Origin of the sequence: Parafrankia irregularis (genome assembly GCF_001536285.1) — a bacterium.
GTDB lineage: Bacteria > Actinomycetota > Actinomycetes > Frankiales > Frankiaceae > Parafrankia > Parafrankia irregularis.
In genome coordinates, this window is the sequence record NZ_FAOZ01000008.1 from 350,318 (window position 1) to 371,062 (window position 20,745).

Annotated in this window: 18 protein-coding genes and 1 pseudogene; 13 read left to right on the forward strand and 6 right to left on the reverse strand. The window is 69.0% G+C overall.

Translation table 11 applies throughout. The features are described 5' to 3' along the window. Positions 1 to 221: 221 nt before the first annotated feature. Together AWX74_RS16220 and AWX74_RS16225 are read right to left on the reverse strand one after the other, a co-directional pair. The gene (locus tag AWX74_RS16220; protein WP_193209634.1) at positions 222 to 701 is read right to left on the reverse strand and encodes a hypothetical protein; all 480 of its coding nucleotides are present in this window, start codon (positions 699 to 701) and stop codon (positions 222 to 224) included. A 1,193-nt stretch (positions 702 to 1,894) separates the two neighbouring features. Next, a complete protein-coding gene (locus AWX74_RS16225) occupies positions 1,895 to 2,092 on the reverse strand; it encodes a helix-turn-helix transcriptional regulator (protein WP_063793075.1) in 198 nt (65 codons plus the stop codon). A gap of 149 nt (positions 2,093 to 2,241) precedes the next feature. Here AWX74_RS16225 and AWX74_RS16230 point away from each other — a divergent pair, with 149 nt between their 5' ends. Both AWX74_RS16230 and AWX74_RS16235 read left to right on the forward strand, forming a co-directional pair. Then, complete coding sequence (locus AWX74_RS16230) at positions 2,242 to 2,655, forward strand: hypothetical protein (RefSeq protein ID WP_091277447.1); 414 nt, start codon at positions 2,242 to 2,244, stop codon at positions 2,653 to 2,655. A 572-nt stretch (positions 2,656 to 3,227) separates the two neighbouring features. Next, positions 3,228 to 4,697 carry a DUF6119 family protein gene (locus AWX74_RS16235; RefSeq protein ID WP_091277448.1) on the forward strand — a complete coding sequence of 490 codons (1,470 nt, stop codon included), beginning with the start codon at positions 3,228 to 3,230 and terminating at the stop codon, positions 4,695 to 4,697. 421 nt (positions 4,698 to 5,118) lie between these two features. Here the strand turns inward: AWX74_RS16235 and AWX74_RS40035 are convergent, their stop codons facing one another. Then, entirely contained in the window at positions 5,119 to 5,391 is a 273-nt protein-coding gene (locus tag AWX74_RS40035; RefSeq protein WP_165615657.1) for a hypothetical protein, read from the reverse strand. A 252-nt stretch (positions 5,392 to 5,643) separates the two neighbouring features. Between AWX74_RS40035 and AWX74_RS16245 the strand changes: the two genes are divergently transcribed. The 5 genes and pseudogenes from AWX74_RS16245 to AWX74_RS16265 all read left to right on the forward strand — a co-directional run bounded on the left by AWX74_RS16245 (position 5,644) and on the right by AWX74_RS16265 (position 11,549). Next, on the forward strand, positions 5,644 to 7,161 hold the full coding sequence (locus AWX74_RS16245) for a helix-turn-helix domain-containing protein (protein ID WP_091277451.1): 1,518 nt from the start codon (positions 5,644 to 5,646) through the stop codon (positions 7,159 to 7,161). A 14-nt stretch (positions 7,162 to 7,175) separates the two neighbouring features. Beyond that, positions 7,176 to 7,499 (forward strand): 4a-hydroxytetrahydrobiopterin dehydratase, encoded by a 324-nt coding sequence (locus AWX74_RS16250; protein WP_091277453.1) that lies wholly within the window; start codon positions 7,176 to 7,178, stop codon positions 7,497 to 7,499. 106 nt (positions 7,500 to 7,605) lie between these two features. After that, positions 7,606 to 8,892: pseudogene (locus tag AWX74_RS16255) on the forward strand (HNH endonuclease); the annotation flags it as partial. 117 nt (positions 8,893 to 9,009) lie between these two features. After that, entirely contained in the window at positions 9,010 to 10,212 is a 1,203-nt protein-coding gene (locus tag AWX74_RS16260) for an SfnB family sulfur acquisition oxidoreductase (RefSeq protein WP_091277457.1), read from the forward strand. Between the two features lie 146 nt (positions 10,213 to 10,358). Then, on the forward strand, positions 10,359 to 11,549 hold the full coding sequence (locus AWX74_RS16265) for an LLM class flavin-dependent oxidoreductase (protein ID WP_091277459.1): 1,191 nt from the start codon (positions 10,359 to 10,361) through the stop codon (positions 11,547 to 11,549). A 9-nt stretch (positions 11,550 to 11,558) separates the two neighbouring features. Here the strand turns inward: AWX74_RS16265 and AWX74_RS16270 are convergent, their stop codons facing one another. Both AWX74_RS16270 and AWX74_RS16275 read right to left on the reverse strand, forming a co-directional pair. Next, on the reverse strand, positions 11,559 to 12,461 hold the full coding sequence (locus tag AWX74_RS16270; protein ID WP_226930769.1) for a PaaI family thioesterase: 903 nt from the start codon (positions 12,459 to 12,461) through the stop codon (positions 11,559 to 11,561). A 161-nt stretch (positions 12,462 to 12,622) separates the two neighbouring features. Then, positions 12,623 to 13,387, reverse strand: coding sequence for a nitroreductase family protein (locus AWX74_RS16275; protein ID WP_226930768.1), 765 nt, complete (start codon positions 13,385 to 13,387; stop codon positions 12,623 to 12,625). Positions 13,388 to 13,766: 379 nt separating this feature from the next. On the opposite strand from AWX74_RS16275, the gene AWX74_RS16280 reads away from it, so the two are divergent. Beyond that, a complete protein-coding gene (locus tag AWX74_RS16280; protein ID WP_091277463.1) occupies positions 13,767 to 14,102 on the forward strand; it encodes a hypothetical protein in 336 nt (111 codons plus the stop codon). A 97-nt stretch (positions 14,103 to 14,199) separates the two neighbouring features. On the opposite strand, the gene AWX74_RS16285 is transcribed toward AWX74_RS16280, so the two are convergent. Further along, on the reverse strand, positions 14,200 to 14,883 hold the full coding sequence (locus AWX74_RS16285; protein WP_091277465.1) for a TetR/AcrR family transcriptional regulator: 684 nt from the start codon (positions 14,881 to 14,883) through the stop codon (positions 14,200 to 14,202). A gap of 86 nt (positions 14,884 to 14,969) precedes the next feature. Between AWX74_RS16285 and AWX74_RS16290 the strand changes: the two genes are divergently transcribed. The 5 genes from AWX74_RS16290 to AWX74_RS16310 all read left to right on the forward strand — a co-directional run bounded on the left by AWX74_RS16290 (position 14,970) and on the right by AWX74_RS16310 (position 20,744). Continuing rightward, the gene (locus AWX74_RS16290; protein WP_091277467.1) at positions 14,970 to 15,875 is read left to right on the forward strand and encodes a TIGR03564 family F420-dependent LLM class oxidoreductase; all 906 of its coding nucleotides are present in this window, start codon (positions 14,970 to 14,972) and stop codon (positions 15,873 to 15,875) included. Between the two features lie 256 nt (positions 15,876 to 16,131). Beyond that, positions 16,132 to 17,442, forward strand: a complete 1,311-nt coding sequence (locus AWX74_RS16295) for a cytochrome P450 (RefSeq protein WP_242666261.1) — start codon at positions 16,132 to 16,134, stop codon at positions 17,440 to 17,442. Beyond that, entirely contained in the window at positions 17,439 to 18,317 is an 879-nt protein-coding gene (locus tag AWX74_RS16300; protein WP_091277471.1) for an SDR family NAD(P)-dependent oxidoreductase, read from the forward strand. The genes AWX74_RS16295 and AWX74_RS16300 overlap by 4 nt, the downstream gene beginning before the upstream one ends. Positions 18,318 to 18,459: 142 nt before the next feature. Then, positions 18,460 to 19,626 (forward strand): aromatic ring-hydroxylating oxygenase subunit alpha, encoded by a 1,167-nt coding sequence (locus AWX74_RS16305; protein ID WP_091277473.1) that lies wholly within the window; start codon positions 18,460 to 18,462, stop codon positions 19,624 to 19,626. After that, positions 19,623 to 20,744: a hypothetical protein gene (locus AWX74_RS16310; protein ID WP_091277474.1), complete on the forward strand. Its 1,122-nt coding sequence runs from the start codon at positions 19,623 to 19,625 to the stop codon at positions 20,742 to 20,744. Before AWX74_RS16305 ends, AWX74_RS16310 begins: the two co-directional genes overlap by 4 nt. The last annotated feature ends 1 nt before the right edge of the window (position 20,745 follow it).

The window sequence follows — 20,745 nt, forward strand, 5'->3', positions numbered from 1 at the left end:
GGTGCTGCCGGGCGGGCGGGTCCAGAACCGGAGAACGCCGATCAACCCTGACCGACAGCATCTCCCACTTATTACAACGAATGGCGACCTTGAATTAATCCCATTTCCGGGCGCGGAGTCCGGCCACCGGCGGACCCGGGGCCAATCGGTGCGCCGTGCGGCGCGGCCCGGTGAGTGTCAGGCGATGGTTGAACTGGCCTGCAGGGCGCTGTGAGCCGGGTTCAGTCGTTCGTGGTGTCGGTGTCGGGATGGGGCCCAGTCATCCGGTCTGGCTCTGCGCCGAGGAACCACGCGACTGGAGCGTCGCTGGCTGGATCGGCGACGCGCCGCACACGCCCAGGCCGCCCTGGCGACGCTGGCCGGGCAGGTTCGGCGGTTGGGGCGGAGCCCATGACGAAGGTGCCGATGACGGTCACGCCGTCCTGCTCGTAGACCGGGATCAGGGTTCGCTCTCCGGCCGCACGCCGTGCTTCGGCTTTCCTGTTCCATTCGGCCCGTTCAGCGGGCGGCAGATCGGTACCGCGCGCAGCTTCCATTTCGGTCCGCCTGATGTAGCCGCGCTTCCCGTCCCTGAGCCCAGCCGAGATCAGGTCCGGCCAGTCGCTTTGAGGCAGGCCGAGCTTCACGGCCGGCACTGCCGAGCCGTAGGTCTCTCCGGCCGCATTGGTCGGCCAGACTGGTCGTGACTCATCATCGGGCATAGCGCCATCGTCTACGCCCATCCCGCCGACGCCGTGCGCCGCCCCCGACGCCAGGCCCGGGTCGCCGCGATCAGTTGGAACGGACACTTGAGGGGCCACCCCAGGCCAGACCGGATGACGTAAGGCCACCACCACAGACGCAAGACCAGATGCGGCGACGCTTGACGAGTGAGGTAGCGCGCTGGCCGCCACGGGTAGCGGTGGCGCTACCCGTGGCGCTACCGGTCAGACCGGGTCTGACCTGCGGACATCGGCGAAGGTAGCGGGTAGCGGCCGGCACCGCCGACCGGCCGCGATCGGCCGTAGATGGGGGTGCGCCGGGCGGCATTGCCGCTACCGCTACCACCGGCGGCCCGCCCGGCCGATGGTCGCGCCCATCGACAACCTTGACAATCAATCACTCTAAGCAACTATCGCAAGCGGGAGGGTCGGACCGGCCTGCCGCACGCGTCCCGGCACGAGGAGGGGTCAGATACGCGTTTCGGCGGCTTTTCGCGGATCCGACGAGGCACCCGCTAACACGCTAAGTCCCAGCTCAGAAGCACTATGGCCCGCTAACGGTGGTGCTAACAGTTAGCACCCCTGCCGCTAACAACTCGTGCTCCCGACGACGCGCCGACCATTACGATTCGTAGTCGGAATGGTCGTGCGCACCGGCCGAAGTGACCACGACGCGCACCCCGGGGCTTCGGCACCAGCCGACCAACAAACCGCGCACCGTCGCCGGGCGCACCGCGGCCGAGAACCGGTCCGCCGCAACCTGCACCGATCATCACGTGATGACCGTGGCGCCATGCGCGACCGGTAAGGACATCCACGGGGGCCACGGCCCGCGAACGCGCCGAGACCGTCCCCAGATGCACCGTACGGCCACCCCGCCGGCTACCTTCGGTGATCGACCGCGCGGCGGACGTCCGATCGCCAGACGGTTTGCAGTCGGACGCGGGGAGAGGTCTCAATGCTGGTTTTCCCCGGTTCTCGCGATTCCGCCGACCTGGCCGCTTACACGAAAACACCCAGCTCAAAGCCAGTTTCACCCGCTTTACAGGGGTGCTTACGTAAGCAGCCGTGCCGCTTGCGGCAAGCACCAGCGACCCGCGCCCAACGCAGCCTCATTCGTCACTGTCCGCCAGCTCTCCGGGAGCAGGAGGGGCTGTCGGGCGACGACCGACGGTCGGATCTCAGGCCACAGTTCACGTGCCGTCGTCAGGGGCAGGCCGACGGCGGGCGATCCACTCCTGAACGTCCGACGGGCGCCACAGCCGGAAGTGCCGGACGGTCTGCACCGGGACCGGGAAGTCCGGCCGGTGCGAGAGCTGACGCGCCCGCTCTGTCGTGACCCCAAGCTCCTTGGCGATGTCGCCGGTCGTCCACAGCGATTCGTCGGTCACGGGCGCGATGGTATAGCCCAACCCCAAACAGCCACCTACTATTGGGGTTGCCCTACCCCAAGAGGTCCACGCAGCGGTCCGAGGTCAGTGCTGGCACACCGTCCCCGGACCTGGACCACACCCCTGCCACTGACAGGAGACGTGACCCTGTGCCCAGTATTCAGCCCCCCGACCACGGCCCCTGGCGCAACCCGTTCGACGGGCAGCGCTTCGTGTCCGTCCGCCGCACCGACCGGGGACTCTACGAACTCACCCTCACCCCCGGCGCCGACCTCCACGACCTCATCGACGTCACCGCAACCCTGCCCCGCGTCGTCTACCTCGACCACCGACCCGCAGAACCCACCGACCCGACCGTCATCCTGACCTTCGGCCCTATCCCCACACCCGCCCGGCGCCCGGCCCACCCCGACACCGACGGCCCCGTCGGCTGGACACCCACCGTCGACACCACCACCGACCCCCCGACGCTGGCCGAGGCCGACTTCCGCTCCATCCTCGACGCCCGGATCTACCGCCTGTACGGACGCCACCTCAACGACATCGCCCACCCGACCACGTAGATCGTCTAGCAGGCAGGAAGGGGCGCCCCCGGGCGCCCCTTTTCACATCTCTGGGGCAGTGCGCCAGACAGCTGCTAGACCACTAGAGCCCAGTTCACGGCTCCAATCAACCGCTAGACCACCTGCTAGACCTAGCATCCCCACCTGCTAGACCTAGCAGGGCCCCCTGTACAGAGCAGGTGCCCCCAGCAGCGTCCGCCAACGCGTTCGGGAACCTCTATGCACGCCCGATTCGAGGAATTCCCTGCGAGCCGACCAACTGTAGAACGCCGTCCGAGTGGCAGGCTCCGCCGTCAGACTCCACCCACCACCGAGACGATCTTCCGGCGAGCGTGTTGCGAAGGCTACAGCGCGGTCGAACGCGCCGAGATGAGTCCGCCAGCGGACCCTTGCGTCGTAGTTCGCGCGAAGAGCGGGGCGCAGCGGATCGCGCACAGTCGGTCGAAGCGTCCGATGCGCCATATTGACGGCAAGTAGCTCACTGGGCACACTGTGCGTGGAGTTGACTGGATCTGCCGGGGGGAAAATTGAAAGTCAACATATTTTTGATTCCGCCTAGAAGTGTTCCCGACATGAAAGAGAAATTTGAGGATGTCGGGCTTCAGGTAATTCACAGTGGAAGTCTTTCGGGCTGGTCATCCTCTTTCTATTTTTCGGGAAACGAAGAGGCGATGCCATGGGTCGAGATATACGCAGAGTTCTTCCCTGAAGGTGTAGATCCGCTAAATCGAACGTACTATGCGGCCTATGTGCTGGAGAAAGGACTACACTGCTTCGTAATCACGTACGGAAAAAGTCATTTCTATGTGCGACCATTTTGCGATCATGATTTCGGCATTGAGATGGCGAAGCGTGTAGCAGATCCAGACTGGATTAGACAGAAGTCCTCAAAAAGGTTCGCCGGTCGTAGGCGAAAGGAGATAAACGCCTACATCAGCAACAGTGCACTTGAGATCGAAAGCGGCGAGTCAATCGACTATCTCCATGCCACACTGGCGGATGAGCTAGAGGAGAGCTTCGGAAAATACGGAAAATTTGGTTCTTCGATACTCATTAATCCTTCCATCGGAAAAGAAGACCTAGGAGTACTCCTAGACAGGATCGTGTCAACCCTTCGAGAGGCGTCCCGCTTCACACTCCCACGAACAACTTACATAACCGATGAGAACGAGATCCAGAAATACGATGCGCGACTCCGTGCTTCCATCCTTGGCCGCGAGCCGGAACAAGCGGAGTTCAGTGGAGCAAGCCATGAGATTGTCGGCGTCGATTTCGTGTTCAGTGGGAATGAAGACTTCTCACTCTATGCCCGGGGGCACAGAAAGGTTGCCGTCGACGAACTCGACATGAACTCGCTCCGGCAATATATTCGAGTTCAAGGGGTACCCTCGGATAAAGTTCTCGACATTAGGGTAAAGGTCGACCGGGAGGGCCAGAAATCCTACTCGCGGAGCCTTAAAGCGTCGCTCGACTTTGTGGTCGATGGCGCAAATGTCACTCTCGCTCAAGGGAAATGGCTCCGATTCAACGAAGATTATCTCAACCAACTCAATGCGCAGGTCGACCGGATCCTTATCGAAGAGGTTGAGCCGGACCTTCTCGTGATCGTCGGCGAGGAAGAGGATCTTAACGCCGCCGCGACAGAGAGGCACGGCTACACGTCGGCGGACAAGGATTTCTCGAAAATTAAGGTAGGAAAAGGGACTCTAGTAGAGGCCTGGGACCTCTATCGCGATACAACAGCGTACGCCGTGAAGTTCGGGAAATCTCAGAAGCTTGGCTACGTCGTCGACCAGGCAATGAATGTGCTCGAAATCCTGCGGAACAACGCCAATACGGTTGAACTTGATATAAATCTCAAAGCTTACACCCTCTGGCTCGGGTTCGATCTAGTCAAAGTACCCGAATCCCTGTCGGCTTCAAAGTCGATCATCCTGAAACAAAAGATTGACGCCTGGGCTAGGCAGTGCCGAAACATGAACATCGAGCCGCGCATAAAAATGTCGCTGTGCCGCAAGAAAAGCAGGGATCAGCTAGTATGAGCGGCGGCGCATTCACCGACGTGACTGCACTTCCTCAAGTGCAGTTGCATTTCATCTACACGCCCCGAACCTGATGCGCGCGAGGCTTTGATGTCGCAAAATAATTCTATGCCGCGCCTCAATTTTGTACATTAGTCTTAATTCGGCGACTTTTCGGATAGCGCTTCATCGACACCGGACTCTCGGATCATCGGCTCGCAGCCGCCGACCTTCGTGAAAATCGTCCACGCAATTAGTTCGCAGGTCTCGCGGGTGATGCGCCGCGTGATCCGCTGGGTTCGGTCTTCCACTTCCAGGGGAAGAATAACGTTTGGGTCTTGCAGTTTCTCGTGTGCCCAGATGTGGGCTTCGTTCCAGGTGGCGAAGATAGCGACCTGGACTCCGTAACCGTTCAGGACGGCGTAGGGTCGGATGCGTTGGGCTACGGCTTCGCCGAACGTCCTTCCTCTCGGCCGGTGATCTTTGCTAGCTGGTCCTTGATCCACCTGACTTCCTCCGTGGCGTTTTCGGCTCGCTCCATCAGCGCGGCGTATTCGAGGGGTTCGACGGGAAGGCGGTCTCGGTAACCGATGAGCCTGCCTTCCAGCTCCTCCACCGCGGTCACGGCGACGTCACCCTGCAAGTTCAAAAGCCTCAGCGGGAGATCGGCGCCGAGCTTAGGTGCGCCCGAACGGCCACCGCTTATCTGTTCCACTGCCTGCCCTTTCTTTCGCCCGGGGTATCGCGTGGAGCGGCACCCGAGGCCGAGGAGCGCACCGCCGCATGCTGGTGTGCGGCCTTCTCGACCCGGCCCCGGGGCCTGAGGCAAGCGTGGGATCAACAGCTCGTGATCACTAGAACGGGCACGCATGACCGGCATGCGCCGGGCGCATAGGCGACCGACCGTGGTGGATAGACTACGCAGGCAAGATCCGGACCCGGGAGGTCATGAAGGGGCGCCCTTGCGATGAGCGACCACGACGGCGATTCTCGCTACTGTCGGTGCGGAACCCGCCTTGCTCGCGATAACGACCGGGGATCATGCGGACCCTGTCAGCGTCAGGCGCGCAACCTCGGCACTGGCGCACCGCAGGTACCGGCCGGATTCTGGGACGCGTCCGAGCAACTCCGGGACGCCCTCGATGAACGCCACCTGGGCCGAGTGATCACGGCCTACCGCAACCATCCCCACCACCCGGTTGCCCTGTCACAGGAGACGGTCGCCGGATGGATGGGCATCACGCAGACGCGGCTCAGCAGAATCGAATCGGGCGATCCGATCACCGATCTCACGAAGCTCATCCGATGGGCCGAGGCTCTGCGCATCCCGGAAGACCTGCTGTGGTTCAAACTCCCATCACGACGCACCGGCAAGCCGTCCCAGACCGGCACCGACGCCAGACCATCGGCCGCGCCGGAGTTTCCCGGCGTCGCCGGACCGGCGGGTGCGGGCGGCACGAGTCCGCCGGTTGATCAGTACCGGGTTATCGCCGATGTAGGGGAGGTGGTCATCGTGGCCATCGACCGGCGCACCTTCCTCGCCGGAAGCGGCGCGGGATTCCTGGTCGGGGGCAAGGTCATGCCCCTGGCGTCGTATCAGCAGGTCGCGCCCGAGGCCATCGAGCACCTGGCCGCCCAGCTTGACGGCTACTACCGTGCCGACGCCGCACTCGGCCCGCACACCGTGATCCCGTCGGTGCTCGTGCAGCAGGAGCTGATCCGGCAGTTCTTGCGGGTCGCACGGGGGCCCGAACGGCAGGCTTTGCTGCGTACCAGCGTCGCCTACGCGGGTCTGACGACCTGGCTGTACCAGGACGCCGGAGACCTGGCGACCGCGTCGCAGTGGGCGAACCAGGCGCTCGAACTCGCCCACCGCGTGGGAGACACCCAACTCGTGCGGCACACGCTGACCAACAAGGCGATGATCTGCACCGACCAGCAGGACGGACCGGGCGCACTCGACCTGACCAGTGCCGCGCTGGCGGATGAGGACAGTCTCTGCGCGAAGGTCCGGGTGCAGGCGATGCAGCAGACCGCCCACGGCTACGCCCTTATCGGTGACCGGCGCGGAGCTGACTACGCCCTGGACAAGGCCGCCGCGCTGCTCTCGCGCGTCGATGACGACTACCCGTGGTTCAACGCCTGCCGACGTACCCCCGGCTACATCGAGGTCCAGCGGGCCACCTGCTACAACCGCCTCGGCCTCGGTCGCGAAGCCCTGCCCCTGTGGGAGCAGGTCATCTCGGCTCTGCCCACCACGGCCCGCCGTGACAAGGGTGTGTACCGGGCCCGGCAGGCCACCGCGCACGCTCAGGCCGGGAATCCGGACGCCGCCGCGGACGCTGTGACGCATGCCGTCACCGTCGCTCGGGAGACGAGTTCGGCGCGGCTTCGGCAGGAACTCCACGGGGTGTGGCGCCACCTCACACCGTGGCATGACCATGAGCCCGGACGGCAGGTCAAAGCTCTGCTGGCGACGCTGTAGGAAGGGACACGAGCATGGGACTGCGCGACCCGCTACCGGCCGACGAGGTCACCCGACGTCTCGCCGCGCTGGACGGATGGGTGAAGGCCACCGATCGCGAAGAGATCCACAAGACGTTCCCCGTGGAGTACTACGCCGCGATCACAGCTCTCGGAGCGGTGGCCGAGTCCGCGAAGGAACTGGAGCACCACCCCGACGTCGAACTGCACTGGGGAGAGCTGACCTTCAGCCTCACCACCTACAGCGCCGGGCAGCGCATCACCGAACTCGACTTCCGGCTGGTCGACCGCATCGAAAGCGTGCTGGCCGGCTACGTCCAGACGGAAGCGGCCGGATAGCCGGAGTGCACCGACCGGCGGGCGGGCCACCTGACCTGCGTAAACGGACCGTCCGCCGCCGTCCGGTCAATACCCCAACGAATGCAGCCATGATCGCGTAAACTGCTGGCTCGGCCTGCTCGCCGCCTTCGACCGCCATCGCGGCTGGTCCGGGATCGGGATGCGGTCGTGCGCGCACTGGTTGTCCTGGCGGTGCGGGCTGAGCCCGCGCACCGCCCGTGAGCATCTCGCGACCGCGCACGCCCTCGAGCAGTTGCCCGCGATCCGGGCCGCGTTCGCCGCGGGAACCCTGTCGTACTCGAAGGTCCGGGCGATCACCCGGGTCGCGCGTCCCGACACCGAGCGGACCTGGCTCAACCACGCCGAGCACTGCACCGCCGGCGCGTTGGAACACCTGGTCGGTGCCTACCGGCAACGCAACGCCGACCCCGACGACCGGGCCCGTACCCGGGCCGCCCGCCGGGTGTCGTGGCGCACCGACGAGGACGGCATGGTCCACCTCACCGCGGTCCTCCCCGCCGACGAGGGCGCGCGGCTGATAGCGGCGATCGAGACCGCCCGCGACAGCCTCACCACCACCGAACCCAGCCCAGCACCACCCAGCCCAGCCAACCCCGGCACCGCGGAACCGGCCACCGAGCCCACCACGGACGAACGCCCCCACCCCGAACCGGAACCAGCACCGGAACCGGACTCGGGGCCGGGGCCGGGGCCGGGGCCGGGGTGTCAGGGTGACGCCGACGGTCTCGTCGCGCTCGCCGAAAGCTTCCTGCACCACGGCCCACCCGGACTCCTCCGGCCCGCGCACACCCTCGTCCTGCACCTGCGCCCCACCGACCTGCGGCCAGGCACCACCGACACCGCCACCCCGGCGACGCTGCCCCCGGCGGTCCTGCAACGCCTCGGCTGCGACGGCCTCGTCCAGGCCCTGCTCACCGACCCCGACGGCAACCCCCTGCGCCTCGGCCGGCGACACCGGTTCCCCACCCGCCGTCTCCAGGCCGCCGTCCACGCCCGTGACCACGGCACCTGCCAGTACCCCGGCTGTGCCCACACCCGCTGGCTGAACATCCACCACCTCACCGGCTGGGCCGACGGCGGCCGCACCGACCTCGACAACCTCACCCTCGTCTGCGGCACCCACCACCGCCACCTCCACGACGAAGGCATCACACTCCGCAGGACCAGCAACGCAACGATCGTCGCGCTGCTCCCCGACGGCCGGACCCTCACCCCAGCACCACCGGTGACCCCCGGGGAACAGCCCACCACCGCACTCACCGACATGACCGGGCATGTCGCACCGGCCGCGATCACCACCCGCGACGGCGGCCGGCTCAACCTCGGCGAATCCCTGTTCGTACTCCTCCAGGACCGCGAAGCCGTCGCGTAGCCCGCGCCCCGGAACAGCAGTCGTCTATCCGATCAGAGGGCGTGCCCGGCCCAGCAGGCGTGTTCTGATCGATGCCTCCTGCCTGTCGAGGCGGCCCACCTCACTGGAGAGCGACCCATGGCTGAAGGCGGTCCGCGCCCTACCACCGCGCACGTCATCCGCGACTCGGCCGAGGCCGAGGAGGTCGCCGGCAAGCTGGCGGCCGAGTTCGCGGCCCGGGCCGGTGAACGTGACCGTGACCGCAGGCTCCCGGCGGCCGAGGTGGAGCGGCTTTCCGCCACCGGCCTGCTCGCGATCTCGGTGCCGAAACGCTTCGGCGGCGCGGACGTCCCGGTCACAACGCTCACCGAGGTCTTCCGGGTACTGGCCGCCGCCGACGCGAGCCTCGCGCAGATCCCGCACAGCCACTTCGTCTTCCTCGACGCGCTGCGCCGGCAGGGGACAGAACAGCAGCAGGAGCGATTCTTCACCGCGGCACTCGCCGGGGCACGCTTCGCCAACGCGCAGTCCGAGAAGGGCGGCCGCACGGTGGCCGACGACGCCACCTCCCTGCGCCGGGACGGGACGCGCCACGTGCTCGACGGTGACAAGTTCTACTGCACCGGCGCGCTGTTCGCGCACTATCTCGTGGTGCGGGCGGTGCTGGAGGACGGCAGCAAGGCGCTTGCCTACATCAGCCGCGAAACCCCGGGAGTCACCGTCGAGGACGACTGGGACGGCATCGGGCAGCGGACCACCGCGAGCGGCACCGTCCGCCTGCGCGGCGTCCCGGTCGATACGGATGAGATCGTGCCCTTCACCTCGATCTTCGACAACCCCACCACCTACGGTGCTCGCGCGCAGGTCCTCCACGCGGCCCTCGACGCCGGCATCGCGCGTGGCGCGCTCGACGCGGCCGTCGCCGCGGTGGGCAAGGCCCGGCCGTGGTTCGAGTCCGGCGCGGCGAGCGCCGCCGCCGAGCCACTGGTGATCCAGCAGGCCGGCGAGCTGGAGATCACGGTGCGCGCGGCCGAGGCACTGCTGCGCGAGGCAGCGGGCACGATCGACGCCGCCGACGCCGAACCGACCGACGACAGCACCGCCAGGGCGTCGATCGCCACCGCCGCCGCCAAGGTCGCCGCCGCCAGGGCCGCGGTCGAGGTGGCCGGCGCGCTGTTCGAGCTCGGCGGGACCCGATCGGCGTCCGCTGCCCTGGGCCTGGACCGCTACTGGCGGGACGCCCGCACGCACACCCTGCACGACCCGACGCGCTGGAAGGTGCAGCACATCGGCCGCTGGCTGCTGTCAGGCACCCGCCCGCCGCGACACGGCCAGCTCTGACGCGGACGGGCCCTCGCTTCCTGCAGCGAAGCAATCATGTCGCTATCTCGATCGGGATTGTAGATAATCGCACTCGCGGACCGCGGGGCCGAGGCACTGCCGCGCGAGGCAGCAGCCGCGGCATGGCCGGATCTGAGAGGTTCCCGATGACACTCACGCTGCACTGGTTCCTGCCCACCTACGGCGACTCGAGGTACATCGTCGGTGGTGGGCACGGCCTGCCGGCCGGCGGTGATCGACGGGCGACGATCGGCTACCTGTCCTCGATCGTCCAGGCCGCCGAGGAGTTCGGCTTCGCCTCCGCGCTGACCCCGACCGGGGCCTGGTGCGAGGACGCCTGGCTGACCACGGCGATGCTCGCGCGCGAGACCGAGCGGCTGGCGTTCCTCGTCGCCTTCCGGCCCGGCCTGATCTCGCCCACCCTCGCCGCCCAGATGGCGGCCACCTTCTCCCTGCACGCACCCGGCCGGCTGCTGCTCAACGTCGTCACCGGCGGCGAGGCCCATGAGCAGCGGGCCTACGGTGACCACCTCGACAAGGAGGAGCGCTACACCCGCTGCGCCGAGTTCCTCTCCGTGGTCCGGCGGCTGTGGGCCGGTGAGACGGTGACCCACCGCGGGACGCATCTGGACATCGAGGCGGCGTGCCTGCCCACCCTCCCCGACCCGGTGCCGCCGCTCTACTTCGGCGGCTCCTCCAGGGCCGCCGGTCCCGTCGCGGCCGAGCACGCCGACGTCTATCTCACCTGGGGCGAACCGGTCGACGCGGTCGCCGACAAGATCACGTGGATCCGCGGCCTCGCCGACCGCCACGGCCGCAAGCCACGGTTCGGGATCCGGCTGCATGTCATCACCCGTGACACCGCCGAGGAGGCGTGGACCCAGGCCGGCCGGCTCCTCGGCGCCCTCGGCGAGGACGTCGTCGCCGCCGCGCAGGCCGGCCTGGCACGCAGCGAGTCGACCGGACAGCAACGGATGATCGCGCTGCACCAGCAGACCCGCGGTGACGGCTCCTGGCGCGACGCCCGTGCGCTCGAGGTGGCGCCCAACCTGTGGGCCGGCGTCGGGCTGGTCCGCGGCGGGGCGGGCACCGCCCTGGTCGGCAGCCACGCCGAGGTCGCGGACCGCATCGCCGACTACGCGGCGGCCGGCATCGACGAGTTCGTGTTCTCCGGCTACCCGCACCTGGAGGAGCTCTACTGGTTCGGCGAGGGCGTGCTCCCCCACCTGGTGCGCCGCGGCCTGTTCCCGGGCAGCGCCACCGCCTCGACGAGCTCGTCGAGCTCGTCGAGCCACAACGCCTTCCTGCCCGCCCCCGGCCGACGCCGGCCAGGGTGATCTTTCTCGCTAGCCCTTTCGCAGGGTGACGGTGGCGAGGGCGAGGAGCTGGTCCCCGTGGCCGGCGTCGGTGACCCGCACCGTCACCACCGCGTGGTCGCCCGCGTCCCGCAGGACGGTGCCGGCGGTGCGGGCCGGGCCGGTCCGCACCTGGGACAGGTAGTGGATCTGCAGGTCCGTCGCCACCAGGCCGGGGCACAGGGCCTCGGCCGCGGCCTCCACCATGACGGCCAGGGCGCCGCCGAGGATCGTGCCGATGCTGTTGGTCACGAACGGGGTGCGTTCCAGGTCGAACTGGCCGGTGCGGGCGTCGACGAGCTCCAGCCCCATCCGTTCGTACAGGGAACCCTGGACCGGGGGGCCCGCGGCGGGGCGGTGGACCTGCCCGATCCACTGTCCCGGGTCGTAGTCGTCCATGCCTGGCGCCGCCGCCCGGGGGATGCGCGCGAAGGTGAGCAGGCCGCTGCCGGCCCGGGTCAGGCCGGTGGGGGCGTCCGACGACGGCCCGGCCTGGTCGATCAGCCGGACGAGCTTGTCGACGTCATCCAGCCCGTGCCCGTCGTAGACGGCCGTGGACGCGATGACGGCCTTCTTGCCGACCCGTACGAGCTGGTTGTCCAGCACGATCGGACCTTCGGTGACCGGCTCCGCGCCGTGCAGCGAGATGTCCTGGGTGGCCGTCCAGTCAGGCCGGCTCGCGATGATGGCGGGGTGTGACGCGCCGACGTCGAAGACGGTCAGGACCATTCCCGCCGAGACCGAGCCTCCCGGCGACCGGACCGCGTCGCTGGCCGGCACGACCATCAGGCAGCGCTGGTCGGAGACGAGGTACTGGGTGATGGCCGCGTCTTCGATGAAGGAGCGGGACGGCTGTGCCGTGTCAGGCGCAGCCGCCTCGGGCGTCGGCGTCATGGTGCGCTCCCCCACATCCCACGCGGCTCGCCCGCCGCAGGGCGCCAACGGCCCCGACGCGAATACTTGCCGTCTCCAACCCAATTGCTTGCCGACAGCATTTTCCGGCCCGCGGATCGGCCGGCGCAACGAATTGACGGCAGAGGCTGCCATCGACCCGCCTACAGGGTCGTCCCGCGGCTGGCGGGGCCGGGAAACGCCGGGCCGTCGAAGGTGTCGAGGCGGGCGAACTCCTCGACGGGGCGGCGGGTGAGCCGGGTGGCCCGGCGCTGGGGGTAGCCGAGGGCGATGACACCGGCGATGGCATGGTCCGCGGGGATTGCGAGCAGCTTCGCCGCCGCCGGTTCCCGGCGCACCAGGAAGGTCGTCAGGACCCCGCCGAGCCCTTCGGCCCGCGCCGCGAGCAGCACGTTCTGGGCGAACGGGTAGACCGACCCGCCACCGACGATGCTCTGCCGATCCAGGTCGACGTCCGCCACCGCGAGGGCGGTCAGCCTTGCGCACAGGACGAGCAGCACGGGCGCCCGGTCGAGACTGTCGATGAACGTCATCGGCTGGGGTGTCGCCGCGGCCTCGGCGAGGTCGATACCCGGGCCGTGCCAGCGGCCGTCCGGCCCGGGCGCGAACGGGCGCAGCCCGGCCTTGACCTGCGCCCGGTACTCGCGCCAGCCGAGCACGGAAAGCTCGCGAACACCGCGGCGGATCTCCGGGTCACGCAGGACGATCACCGTCCACGGCTGCGCGTTGGCACCGCTGGGGGCGAACCGGGCGTCGTCGAGCACGCGGGCGAGCACCTCGTCCGGCACCGGCTCCTCGGTGAACGTTCGTTCCGCGCCCGACGTGCGCATCGCCTCGCGCAGGCCCATGCCACCCTGGTCCCCGCCACCCGGTTTCAGGCCGTTCGGCCCCGTGCCGCTCGACTGCATGCCACCCGCCTCCGTCCGCCCGGCCGCGACGCCGCCATCCCCTGCCCGCCACGACGGTAGCCCTGGCGGGCGAGCTGGCGGATGAACATGCCGACCGGCAGGTCGTTTGAATCCCTCCGGAACACCGATGGACGCCAGCCGGGACACCGACGGACGCCGGCCGGCGGGACCCCTTCGCGACGGAACCGATCCGAAGGCGTCCGAGCAGGTCACAGGCCTGCCCCTAAGGGGAGCAATGGGCAGGCACGTGGACCCGTCCGGATGGCAGGATCACCCCACGGAACATCGCCGGCGGATTCCCGACGGTCGTCACCCGCCCCACACGCCCCACGCGCTTCACCCGTCCCGCACGCAGTGCGTCAGAGAGGATGTCCCCGTCGTGCCTGAGCAGGCTCCCCGTCGCAGCATCGAGTCCTGGGCACGCGACCTGCCCGTCAGCTTCGTCGAATGCCGCACCATGGGTCACCGCTGGCAGCCGCACAGCGCCACCTGGGACCGCGAGGCGCGTGCCTACCATGTGGTCCACACCTGTGACCGCTGCGACACCCATCGCAAGGCCTGGTGGACCCGCAACGGCGAGATCACCGCCGCCGGCTACGACTACCCGGACGGCTACCTCACCCGCGACGTCGGTTACATCGGCGCCGACGGCCGCGGCGTACTGCGCACCGAATACCTCGCCCGGATGTTCGACAAGAGCAACAAGCCGCAGTAGCGAGGAACGGAGGGTTCTGGTCGCTGGAACGACGAGAACCCTCCGCTGTTCGGACGGGCCGGGCCCCCGGCGCCTTGAGGCGAACGGGGGATTCCGGCTAATGGGACGGCGCCGGTTCCGTCCAGTCCGCTCCGTGTTCCGCCGGCACCAGCGCCGACATCGACGCCGGTGCCGACCCCGGTGCCGGTCCGGCCTCGGTTTCGGGCCGGCGAACGCGTAGGCCGTCCATGAGAACGGTTGTGAGCGCGTCGTCGGGCTGGGCACCGGGTCGGCATACCGCCACGCTGATCACCTGGACGACCTCCGCCGGCGCGATGTCGTCCCGAAGCGTCCCTTCAGCCTGCGCCGCCTCGACGATTCCCACCAGCATCTCGTTGACGTCGGCGAGCAGGCGGGCGATCTCGGGTTCGTCGCTCGCACTCTCGTTCAGGGTTTTGATCAGGGTGAGTGGCGCGTGGGTGCAGTGGTCGACGACCTCTCGCAGCGCCGCCCAGGCGGCGCCCGCATGGGCGCCGTTCCGCTCGTTCAGCTCGTTCAGCTCGGGGTTCCGCAGCCTGCCGACGCCCTGCCGCTGACCGACGGCGTGCAGCTCACGGAGCGTGTCGACGGTGATGGTGTCAAGCAGCGCCTGTCGGTCCGGGAAGTGCCGGTAGAGGGTGCCGACGCCGAGACCCGCGACCCGCGCGATCTCGTCCATCGACGCGAACGACCCGCGCTCGGCGATCACCGCCAGCGCCGCCGAAACGATCAGCTCCCGGTTGCGCCGCGCATCCGACCGCATCTGATCGCCTCCCCAGGCGGAACCACAGATTCAGGTTACACTCACAGCCAGAAGCTGAGGTTCCTGTTCAGGTTAGGGGCGAACGCATGCGTCTCGGTGTCCACATAGCCGACGGTCCAGGTCTGGAGGCGCTGGTCGGAGAGGTCCGCCAGGCCGCCGACGCCGGGCTGGCCAGCGCCTACTTCGGCCAGCTCGCGTCCTGGGACGCAGCTACCGCGGCGGCGCTGTGCGCCCAACGGGTACCCGGCATCGAGGTCGGCACGGCGATCGTCCCGACCTACCCGCGGCACCCACTTGTCCTGGCCGGGCAGGCACTCACCGCGCAGGCGGCCAGCGGCAACCGCTTCGTGCTGGGTATCGGCCCAGGGCACCGGCCGATCGTCGAGGGGCAGTTCGGCCTTTCGTTCGACCGACCGGCCCGGCATATCCGCGAGTACCTCACCGCGCTGCGACCACTGCTGCACGGTGAGGACGTCGAATTCCACGGCGAGACGCTCACCGTCGTCGGCCGGGTGGACGTACCGGGCACGTCGGCGCCACCCGTCCTGCTCGCGGCGCTGGCACCGAAGCTGCTGCGCCTCGCCGGTGAGCTCGCGGACGGCACCATCACCGTCTGGACCGGTGCGCGCCACCTGGCGGAGACGATCACCCCCGCGGTCACCGCGGCCGCCACGGCTGCCGGCCGCCCCGCACCCCGCGTCGTCGCGGGTGTTCTCGCTGCTGTGACCGACGACCGACCCGGCGCGTTGCAGACGCTTTCGGAGCAGCTTGGCTTCGTGGCCGAGCTGCCGAGCTATCGGGCGTTGCTGGATCGGCAGGGCCTGACCGGCGTGCACGAAACCGCCGCGGTGGGCGACGAGCGCGAGGTCGAACGCGAGATTCGGCGTTTTGCCGCTGCCGGTGCCACCGATCTGGTGGTCGGCCTGTACGGCGACGAACCGACCCGGAAACGCACTCTCGCCCTGCTCTCCGATCTCGCCACACAGGTCTGAGCCCGCCGGCACCGGCCATCCCGGCCGGTGCCGGACGGGTCAGGACCGATCGAAGATCTTCTCGACCACCGTCGGGCCGGAGACCGTCAGGGTTGACCGCCCGTCAGCCGGCCGCTAACCTACAGCCAATAGGTTTATGTTCCCCGGTACGGAGCGATGGAATCCCCTCCCCCGCGGAGCGCCTCGACGACTTTCCGCGCCCGGCTCGTCCCCGCCCGCGGAAATGCCGCCCGGCTGGAAGGAGAAGCGCAGCGTCGTGGTCACTGAACTGGCGGACGTCCCGCCCGACCTGATAGTGGATTTCGACGTCTATGATCCGACGTTAACAATGCCGGTCGACCGTATGCAGGAAAAGGTCGCCGAGCTGGCGAGGCGCGGGCCGGTCGTCTATTCGACCGCCTACGGCGGCCACTGGGTCGTCACCTCCTATGATGCCGTGCACCGGGTGCTGCGGGAGCACGAGACCTTCTCCAGCTACCCCAACAACCTGGTGGACGCCGGGCAGGGGAAGTTCATCCCGCTGGAGCTGGATCCGCCGGAGCACACCCTCTACCGGCACGCCCTGCAACCACTTTTCAGCCCGAGCCGGATAAAGGTGCTGGAGCAGGGGATCCGCAGGACGGTGAACGAGCTGATCGACGGCTTCGCCGCCCGGGGGCACTGCGAGTACGTCGCCGAGTTCGCCCACCAGCTGCCCACCCGGGTCTTCCTGGAGCTTCTCGGCTGGCCACTGTCGGACGCATCGATGTTCGCCGAGGCCACGGAGATCCTGCTCAACGGCCGCCCGGGCGACACCCCGGAGCAGGCTGTCGGCTCGCGCACCGAGGCGGCGATGTCGCTGTTCGGCTACTTCCAGCGGATGGTGGACGAACGCCGGGGCGCGCCGGCGGACAGCGACGACGTCACCGCCCAGGTGATGCAGGCGATGGTGACCGCCGACGGTGCCCAGCGGCCGCTCGACGACGACGAGCTGCGCCGGGTCTTCCTGCTCCTTCTCATCGGCGGGCTGCACACCGTGCGCGGCTCGTTGTGCTGGGCGCTCATGCACCTGTCGGCCCACCCGCAGGAACGCAAGCTGCTCGTCGACGATCCCGGGCTCATCCCGAACGCGGTGGAGGAGGTGCTGCGCTACGAGGCGGCGGTGTCGGCCGGCCGCCGGGTGCGGCATGACACCGAGCTCGGTGGGGTCGCGCTGCGCGAGGGCGACCAGCTGCTGGTGATGCTGTGCGCGGCGAACCGCGACGGCGAGCAGTTCGACGGCCCGGACGAGCTGCGGATCAACCGCACCCCGAACCGGCACCTTTCCTTCGGTTCGGGTCCGCACCGGTGCATCGGCTCCCATCTGGGCCGGATCGAGCTGCGCATCGCGCTCGAGGAGATTCACCGCCGCATTCCGGACTACGCCCTCGACCCGGCCGATCCGCCCGTCATTCTCCCGAGCCAGGTGCGTGGCTTCCAGCGCATGGGCATCACGTTCGGCCCGGAGCGGGAAACCCCCGGAAACGCCCAGAACGCCCAGAACACCCCTGGAAACGTCGACGTCGAGGTCACCGAGGTGCAGGTATGAAGCTCGCAGGAAAAGTCGCAGTCATCACCGGGGCCGGTTCCGGGCTCGGCCGGCAGAGCTCCCTGCTGTTCGCGCAGGAAGGCGCCTCGGTTGTCGTGGTCGACATTCTCGCCGACCGCGCCGAGGAGACGGTCAGGCTCGTCACCGAGCAGGGCGGCAAGGCGTTGGCGGTGACCGCCGACGTGTCGGTGGAGGCCGACGTCGCCCGTGCGGTCGCGACCGCCGTCGAGGAGTTCGGCGGCCTGGACATCATGTTCGCCAACGCCGGGGTCGTGTCGCGCGGTGGCGTTCCGTCGGTCGCCGGCGGGGAGCCGGTGGCCTTCGAGGACCTGACCGAGGCCGACTGGCAGCAGGTGCTGGGCGTCAACCTCAGCGGCGTCTTCTTCTCGTGCAAGCACTCGGTGCGCCCGATGCGGGAACGCGGCGGCGGCGCGATCGTGGTGACCTCCTCGGCCGCGTCCCTGGTGGCCTACCACAGCATCTCCCTGTACTCGGCCACCAAGGCCGGGGTCAACGGGCTGGTCCGCGGCCTCTCCCTCGATCTCGGGAAGTTCGGCATCCGGGTGAACGCGCTGGCGCCCACGCACGGCATGTCACCGAACTTCCTGATGCCGCCGGGCTCGCCGGTCGTCGGCCAGTCCTACGAGGAGGTGGCCGGCCCGTGGAACCCGGGTGTGTCACCGATCCCGCTCAAGCTGCGCCGCCCGCCGTCGCTGCTGGACAACGCGAAGGTCGCGCTGTTCCTGGCGAGTGACGACTCGGCGTACATGTCGGGAGTGGTGGTGCCCGCCACCGACGGCGGGACGCTGTCCCGGGTCGCGATGACGTTCGAGGAGGACGCACCGCCCGCGGACGCCGTCGCCGCGGCTGGCTGAGCCTGGCACGTAACGCCTGATCTCCGGGTGGGCAGCCCGATCGCCCACCCGGACCAGGCATCGGAACTTTTACCTACATCCGTTAGTTTTATGCGATGGCCGCCCCGGTGGCTGCGCGACGGGGATCCCTCGAGGAGGAGTCTTGACCCAGTCGATCGTGTCGAGGGAGGCACGGATCAGGCGCGCGCTCGAGCATCTGCGCGGGCAGACCACGGACGAGTACGACGAGGTCACGCCGTTCGGCCCGGCGGAGTTCACCGATCCGGCGGTCGCCGCGCGGGAACGGGACCGCGTGTTCGGACGGGTCCCCTCGATCGTCGCGCATGGCTCGGAGCTGCCCAGGGCCGGCGACTTCGTCACGCTGCAGCTGCCGCGTAACCGCGTGATCGTCGCCCGCCAGCGCGACGGCGGGGTGAAGGCCTTCGTCAACCTCTGCCGGCACCGGGGAGCGCTGCTCGAGGACCAGGAGAAGGGCCGCTGCCGCCTGTTCTCCTGCCAGTACCACCGCTGGTCCTACGACCTCGACGGATCGCTGCGCACCATCACGCTCGACTCGACCTTCGGGGAGGTCGACCGCTCCGGGCTGGGCCTGGTGGAGCTCCCCTGCGAGGAGCGCCACGGCTTCGTCTGGGTGATCGACAACGCCGAGGCCACCGACATCGACGTGGCCGCGTGGCTCGGCCCGGAGATGGACGGCATCCTCGGCGAGTACGACCTCGGCGGGCACCTCTGCTTCCAGGCCGAGGGCTTCGACGAGCCGGTCAACTGGAAGATCATGCAGGACGCCTTCCTGGACGGCTACCACGTGCAGTACGCCCACCCCAACACGGCGGGGCTGCACATCCACACGAACGTGATGGCGTTCGAGGACTTCGGCCGGCACTGCCGGTTCGTGGTGCCGCGCAAGAGCATCGACCGCTGGCTGGACGAGGATCCCGGCGACACGCCGCTGGGGCGCTACGTGACCGAGACCCACTTCCTGCTACCGAACAGCACCCTGCTGCGTCAGCCGGACCATTTCGAGCTGCTCACCTTCCGGCCGCATCCCACCGACCCGGACCGTTCCCGGATGGAGATGCGCCTGATCGTCCGCGACGTGGCGGAAAGCGGGCTCGACGAGCAGAAGTGGCGGTCGCGCTGGGAGAAGAACTGGAAGATCCTGCTCGCCGTGCTGCACGCCGAGGACTTCCCGCTGCTGCGCGCCTCCCAGGCGGGGCTCGCCAGCGCGGACGCCGGCGGCATGGTGCTGGGCCGCAACGAGGTGGCGAACCAGGTCTTCCACCGCGAGATCGGCAGGCTGCTGTCTTGATCGAGCACGGCTGGCGGACGGACCTGTCGGCGCGCGAGGCCGCCGAGCTGGCGTCGCTGCTCGCCGAGGCCGCGCGGGAGGACGAGGAGACCGGCTACCTGCAGGCGGGCATCACCGAACCGCTCCCACCCGGCACGACACAGCTGCTGGTCTGGATGTCCGGCGAGGGTGGCAGGGGCCGCTGGATGTCGACGCCCGCCTCAGCCGCCTCGGCGTCGGCGACTGCCGCGGCGGCGGTGCCGCCGCCAGCCCTCGCGCCGCCACCAGCCCCCGCTCCGGCGCCGGTTCTCGCGGCCTACCTGCGGATCGAACCGGCCGGCTCGGGGCAGGCTGTCGCCCGCTATGTGGTCCGTCCCGCGCTGCGCTCCCTGGGTGTCACGACCCTTCTCCTGGAGGAGCTCGGCCCGTTCGGCGGACCCGGCTGGGCCGGCGGGGTCTCCGCCCTGGACGCGGCGCAACTGCGGATCTGGGCGCAGGGTGGCCATCCCGCCGCCGCCCGGGTGGCCCGCCGTTTCCGCCGGCTCGGTGTCGAGGTGAACGATCGGCGCTGGTGGCTGCTCGCGGATCTGCGTGCGGCCGTGGACGGCGACCGGCCGCTCCCCCGGCCCGCCGACGGCGCCGCGACACCGGCCCGCCCACCCGCGACCGACCGGGAGCGGGCCCGCGCCGCCGACCTGTGGCAGGCGTCCGCCACGTCGTCACCGCCGTCGGGCGGTGAGCTGCTCGTGGTCCCGACGGACGGCGAAGTTGCCGGCGCGATCTGGTTCGACCCGGGCCCCGTCGAACGGACCGAGTACGGCACCGCCGGGCGGATCGAGGGCCTCGCGGTGGCCGGCGCGGCGGCGCGGCCCGGGACCGTGCGGGGCCAGCTACTGCGCGCGGCCATGGAACGGATGGCCGGGCGCCACCGCATGGCGGCCGTGATCGTCGTGCCGGCGGCGGAGAGCCCACTCGTGACGAGCGCCCGGCTGGCCGGCTTCGAGCACCGTCGCACCGATGTCGAGTACATGTTCGCGGACCGGCCGGCCGCGCCGGGCATCTCAACCACTGCCGCGGGCGAACAGGCGGGCCTCTGTTCCGCTCTGGCCGGCCCCGCGCTGCCGCGACCGAAGACCTGAA